Annotated in this window: 6 protein-coding genes; 1 reads left to right on the top strand and 5 read right to left on the bottom strand. The window is 51.0% G+C overall.

The window, feature by feature from the left end; genetic code table 11:
• From WBV27_RS13180 to WBV27_RS13200, 5 genes are all read right to left on the bottom strand, one after another.
• Window positions 1-184: hypothetical protein (locus WBV27_RS13180; RefSeq protein WP_424202576.1), on the bottom strand; the 184-nt coding region annotated here is incomplete at its 3' end.
• A gap of 10 nt (window positions 185-194) precedes the next feature.
• Window positions 195-1097 carry a radical SAM protein gene (locus WBV27_RS13185; RefSeq protein WP_424202577.1) on the bottom strand — a complete coding sequence of 301 codons (903 nt, stop codon included), beginning with the start codon at window positions 1095-1097 and terminating at the stop codon, window positions 195-197.
• A 38-nt stretch (window positions 1098-1135) separates the two neighbouring features.
• The gene (locus WBV27_RS13190) at window positions 1136-1399 is read right to left on the bottom strand and encodes an SHOCT domain-containing protein (protein WP_424202578.1); all 264 of its coding nucleotides are present in this window, start codon (window positions 1397-1399) and stop codon (window positions 1136-1138) included.
• A 53-nt stretch (window positions 1400-1452) separates the two neighbouring features.
• On the bottom strand, window positions 1453-3897 hold the full coding sequence (locus tag WBV27_RS13195) for a cation-translocating P-type ATPase (protein WP_424202579.1): 2445 nt from the start codon (window positions 3895-3897) through the stop codon (window positions 1453-1455).
• On the bottom strand, window positions 3881-4741 hold the full coding sequence (locus tag WBV27_RS13200; protein WP_424202580.1) for a DUF6544 family protein: 861 nt from the start codon (window positions 4739-4741) through the stop codon (window positions 3881-3883). Before WBV27_RS13200 ends, WBV27_RS13195 begins: the two co-directional genes overlap by 17 nt.
• Before the next feature lie 232 nt (window positions 4742-4973).
• Here WBV27_RS13200 and WBV27_RS13205 point away from each other — a divergent pair, with 232 nt between their 5' ends.
• On the top strand, window positions 4974-5621 hold the full coding sequence (locus WBV27_RS13205) for an acetate uptake transporter (RefSeq protein ID WP_424202581.1): 648 nt from the start codon (window positions 4974-4976) through the stop codon (window positions 5619-5621).
• The last annotated feature ends 293 nt before the right edge of the window (window positions 5622-5914 follow it).

The following is a 5914-nucleotide window of genomic DNA, read 5'->3' on the forward strand; positions in this document are numbered from 1 at the left end:
GTTTATTGTGGACCACTTTGCAATAAGGGCAGAAACTGCACAACGAGCGGCAAAACGGGATATGCACATACAGTCCCAGATCATCCAGTTTTTCAAAATCCAATGTATTCTCATGGGTCCCTTCAAATACGAAAGGTTTGAATGAGTGGGTAAGGTATACCCGCAACAATGATGTCCAACGCATAATTCACCTCCTAAATGTATTTCAGATAGGTTCTGAGTAGATCCCGCATCACTTTCAAATTGCCTTTGAAAAGCAGCGAAAATTCGGCAGCAAAAAAGAAGCCGCATTCTGCGCAGAGCCCTTCGATATCGATGCAGCGTCCGCACACCCATTTTTCCCCGTTCTCCACAACAATGCATTGGTAACAAGGCGTCGGAAACGTATTGTTCACTATATAAGGCAAAGCACTTTTCAGATTCAGGATCGGATAGCCAGCATCAATCAGCTGCGTAATTTTGTCGGCACAAGCCTGCTTTTCGGTTCGGCTGAGTTTGAGCTGCTCAGTCCCGGGATAGGGCGTATGGAAGTTGAAGGAAACAGCCTTGACGTTTTTCGTATGCAAAGCCGTTTCGCAGACTTCTCCGATTTCGCCCTTGTTGATTTGGTTGATCGCCATATAAAGGCAGACATTCCCCCGGGAAGCATTCTCGATATTGGCGATGATGCGGTCATAAGTGTCTCCTCTGATTTCGTTGTGTTTTTCTTTGCCGCCGTCAATGCTCACCATGACCAGATCCGCTTCCGGCAGATTCACCTGCAGCGTTCCGTTGGTGACCACATTCACGAGCAGAAAACCGATCTGCTTCGCTTCGATGACCAGATCCCGCAGCGTGTGGCCCTGATTGCGCCAAAGAAAGGGTTCCCCTCCGTAAAAAAAGAGTATCCTGACGCCTTCTGCGTACAGCCACTGCATCTCAGCCCTTATCTGCGGATAAGGATAGATGATCGAAGTGATGTTGCTGACGGCGCAGTGTTTGCAGGCCAAATTGCATTTGTCGGTCAGAATGATGGAACCCACCAGCGGCCGTTTCCTTCTGAACAAAATCGTCGTGGCGCCAAAGTAAGCCAACTGCAGCAACGAACGCAGTTCCATGATGCACCCCTTTCAGACAAAGACTGTACCTTGATACTTCATTCCAGCAAATCGCTTTTCTTCTGCTTGAATTCCTCGGCATCGATTTCCCCGCGCGCATACCTTTCGCGAAGAATCGTAAGCGCCGAATCCTCCTTTATTTTGGGTGGAATCTCCCTATCGGCAAAATATTTCTTGAAGAGCTTTACCGCAAAGACGATGACGACAGCCCAAAAAAACAGATACAGGACCATAGACAGCAAGCCTACCCACCAATACCCTTCCGCAAAAAATTCACTGACAGCTCCATAAAAAGGATGCATACTGCTCACCTTCTATTTCAATTTACTGACCTGTTCATGCATTGTCCAACAGCTCATTTCTTTTTGACGAAACCTGACAATGGACGTTTGACGAGTTCCGTGACGACAAGATAAGCGAAGGCTACTCCAAAAATAATTCCCAAATGCGCCATTGTCGGCGTTTGGAATTCAAAGAAGGCGGCAGTAGCTGGGATCATCGGTAAACTGACAGTAAGAATCATAGCAACTATTGATAGGAAAACAATCGAAGGCGCTGGCCAGCCCGCCTTGGTGATCGGCGCCAAGGAGCGGATGGAAAGCATCAATAATATCTCCGTCAAAACGCTGGCGATGAACCAATTTGTCTGCAGCACTGCTGGGGAAATCCGATAGAACAACCCGAAGCAAATGAAATCGAAGACCGTGCTGACGAGGCCCATCGTGACGAAAATGATGTAGAGGGAATGCAGATCATATCGCTGCGGCTGTTCCACTTCCTGAGCCGATACGCGGTCAAAGGCGATGGCCATCATCGGAAAATCGGAAAGCAGATTCAGGAGCAGCAGCTGTTTCGGCAACATCGGCAAAAAGCTGATGAAGAGCGAGCCGATCGCGACCGCATAAAAATTCCCGAAGTTTGATATCAAAGTGGCGCGGATATATTTCATCGTATTGGCGTGCGTTTCCCGACCGAAGCGGATGCCTTCGACGATGACCCGAAGATCATTCTGAAGCAACACGATATCGGCGGTCTCGCGGGCGACATCGGCTGCGGACTGCACAACCATCGAGACATGCGCGGCCTTCAAAGCCGGCGCGTCATTGATCCCTTCACCCAAGTAACCGACCGTGAACTGTTCCTTCAGCTGCTGGATCAAATCCAACTTCTGCTCCGGTGTCGTCCTGGCAAAGACTCGGATCGAGGACAGACGTTCCTTCCTTTCGGCAAGCGGCAATGCCAAAAAGGCTGCCGCTTCCGTAACTTCAGCGCTCTCCGTCACCAGACCGGCTTCCCTGCCGACTGCCTCGGCCACCTTCAGGGCATCCCCAGTGATGACCGTGATGGCGACATTCATCTGTTTTGCGGCCGCTACGGTCGCAATAGCGGAATCCTTGATGCGGTCCACAAAAGAGACAAATCCGCCGAAACGCGCACCACTACCGTCGTCGTAGCTCACGCCCAGTACCCGGTGACCTTTCTCTTCCTCTGCCTGCAGCCAATCCGCAACAGTATCGCGGGAAATCAATCCTTCCCCGAAGAAATATTCCGGGCTCCCGCGGCGGATATGCAGCGTCGAACCGTCCGCCTGTTTCACGACTGCGCCGTTGCTGCGCAGCGCCGGATCGAAGGCTTCCTCCTGGACCAGAATGTAGCGCTCCACAATCTGGCGTTGCGTTTGTGTGAGGGCCTCATCGCTTGCATGGTCGAAAGGTTCCGGAATCCGCTCATGCAGATTGATGGCAGCCAACCGCGCCAAGACCAGCGGATCGTAAGGCGAGCCATCCATAGGGAAAAAATTGCTGAACACAAGATGGTTTTCCGTGATCGTGCCGGTCTTGTCGGTGCACAACAGATTGACGGATCCCAAATCCTGGACCGCGGAAAGCCGCTTGACGATGACATCGCGCTTGGCGAATTCCAGAGCCCCCCGTGAGAGCGAGAATGTCAGCACCAAAGGCAAAGCTTCCGGTATGGCCGATACGGCCAGCGCAATCGCAAAAATCAGCAGGCCCGTGACATCCGCCTGCCGGCCTTCGATCAGGATATTCGCCACCACGACGAACCCGAGCGTCAGCAGCGTCACTTTCATGATGAAGTTGCTGATTTTGTCTACGCTCTTGACCAGTTCGCTCTCAGCCTGGACGGTGGATGCCGTCGAAGCGATATGGGCCAACTGCGTCTCCTGACCGATTGCGGTGATTTCAGCCAGTGCATTTCCCCGCACGATCACAATCCCTTGCAGCAGACGCTCTTCAACAGCGGCGACCGTCGCTTTGTCGGCAATGGCTGCGCTTGACGCGGACGCACGTTTCGTAACCGGAATGGACTCTCCCGTAAAGGTCGTTTCATCTACTAACAGATCGCGGTCTGCGCGGACAATAGCGTCGGCCGGGACGATATCGCCCGACTCTAGCTTCAGGATGTCCCCAGGTACCAACGTTTCGGTCGGCACTTCCTTCTCCATTCCGTCCCTGATCACCGTGATTGTGCTCAGCAGATAGGCTTTCAATTTATCGGACGCCTGATTCGATTTGTGCTCCTGATAGACGTTTAGTGCTGTCCCGAGGAATACAAACAACAGGATAAAGGCGCCGTCTATCGGCTCTCCCAGCGAAAAGGTCACTCCCGCCGCAATCAGCAGCATCAGATTGAAGATGCCCCTGAATTGCCTTGCGATCAGTCTAAGGAAGCGGTGCTTCGGTACCGGCAATGCGTTCGCTCCGTATCGGACTCTCCGTTCAGCCACTTCCGCTTCCGACAATCCTTTCCATTCATTCCAATCATTGTTGTTTGCCATAACTCATCACCGCAGCTTTCGCATCAAAGTATGTTAAGTCCCCTTCTTCATAATGCCAGACCGCTTTCAGCTCAGTCGGTTGGCGGATGCCGTTGATTTCCTTGTATCCCCCGCAGAGGGCTGACCATCTGACTTTTTCGCTTCTCCCATCCATCGTCGTGGCTTCCCGGTCGTTGGTCGAAAAGGCAATCATTTCATCATCTTCATTGAAAGTGAAGACCCCTTCCGCAGTGGTGCCGTACGCCGTGATCACTGCTTTGGCGTGGTGCGCATCGATCGCCTCCCAACGGATGTAGTCCTGCAGCGCTGCATTCGGAACGAAGAGGCATTCGGACAGGAACGTCACCAAACTGGCCTTGTCCATCGCTTCCCCGTCAATATCAAACAGAGTGAAACGCTTCGCCACGATCCCTTTCATCGAACCCTTACCGTCGACATAGGCATCCACCCCTTCGAATGGTACGCCGTAGATTGAACTGTCGATGTAGGCGATCCGGTCGGGCCCGTCCACAAAATTATATTGCGTGTAGGCAATCTTGATGGTCTTTTTTCCCTTTCCGAGCGAAAAGGCGACATCCGGAAAAACTATCTTCATGTAGGTCATTTTCGGTTTCCCGAGATGACCGCAACGGCGCAGATGACGCCGGACAGGGCCAGGCAGCGTCGCAATATCCGCTTCCGTGAAACGACCCTTTGCCGGCTCCGTTTCCTTCAATAAATCTTCCGCCAAATCGGTAAATTCCCTGGCGGCTTTGGAAGGCGCCGTGCGCAGATAAGCATGCACAACGCCCACAGTCCCTAGCAGGACCCCACCGACCGCAATGATTTTCTTTATCGCTATCATTTTCTCTTCCGTCCTTTCTCAATCCTCAAAATCGTTTTATTGTTTTCTCTTCAGAACCACTTCTTAACAACACTCACACAGAAAGAACGCTTACAAAAAAGCGACTTGCCGTCGCATTAAAAATGAACTTTAAGTGTACTTTTCCCGAAACAGATTGACGACAGCAAGCAATATGGATATAATCACCCTGACATTATTTTCAGATTTGAAATCAAAGGAGAACGGACTACTAATGAAAAACGCATCAAACACACAGAACAACACGATCGTCAGCTTGAAAGAATTCACTGCTAATCCAGCGCCGCTAGGCTTATTGGGCTTCGGCATGACTACTGTCTTGTTGAACATCCACAACGCAGGTTACTTCCCGATGAACACAATGATTTTAGCTATGGGTATTTTCTTCGGCGGCATGGCGCAAGTCATTGCCGGCATCATGGAATTCAAGAAAAACAACACTTTCGGCGCAACTGCCTTCACTTCTTACGGTTTCTTCTGGCTTTCCCTTGTCGGAACGATCGTTATGCCTGGACTTGGCATGGGCGAAGCGGCATCAGCTCAAGCGATGGCTGCTTACCTGTTCATGTGGGGACTATTCACGTTGGGCATGTTCGTCGGAACATTGCGCATCAGCAAAAACCTGCAGATCGTCTTCGGTTCTTTGACACTGCTTTTCTTCCTGCTTGCTTTGGGAGACTTCACGGGCAATGAAATGATTTCAAGAATTGCTGGTTACGAAGGCATCTTCTGCGGCTTCTCAGCAATCTACGGCGCTTTGGCACAAGTTTTGAACGAAGTCTACGGCGAAGAAGTCCTGCCGTTGGGCAATGTAACGACTGCCAAGAAAACAGCAAAAGTCGAAGTAGCAACAAGCAAATAAGAAAATATGAAACAAGAACGGGGCCGTCTCATAAGAGATAGCCTCTTTTTTCTGCTTTGGTGGCAGGGATGCCGGGTAGCTCAACTTCAACTCCGGTGAGAGAATGCTGGCCGGAGCTGGGGTCGGAATCGGTGGCTGTTCTCCTGTGAAGCCGTGGTGGTCGGAGGTGATGCTCTTTTTTGTTGTTTAGCTCCGGCGGAAGGTCTCCTACCCGGAGCTAATCGTCAGCATAAATTCATTTTCCCATAGAAAAGGGCTGTATCAAACCAGAAAATTCTCTTCTGGTTTGATAC

Source organism: Trichococcus sp., assembly GCF_049589555.1.
Lineage (GTDB): Bacteria > Bacillota > Bacilli > Lactobacillales > Aerococcaceae > Trichococcus.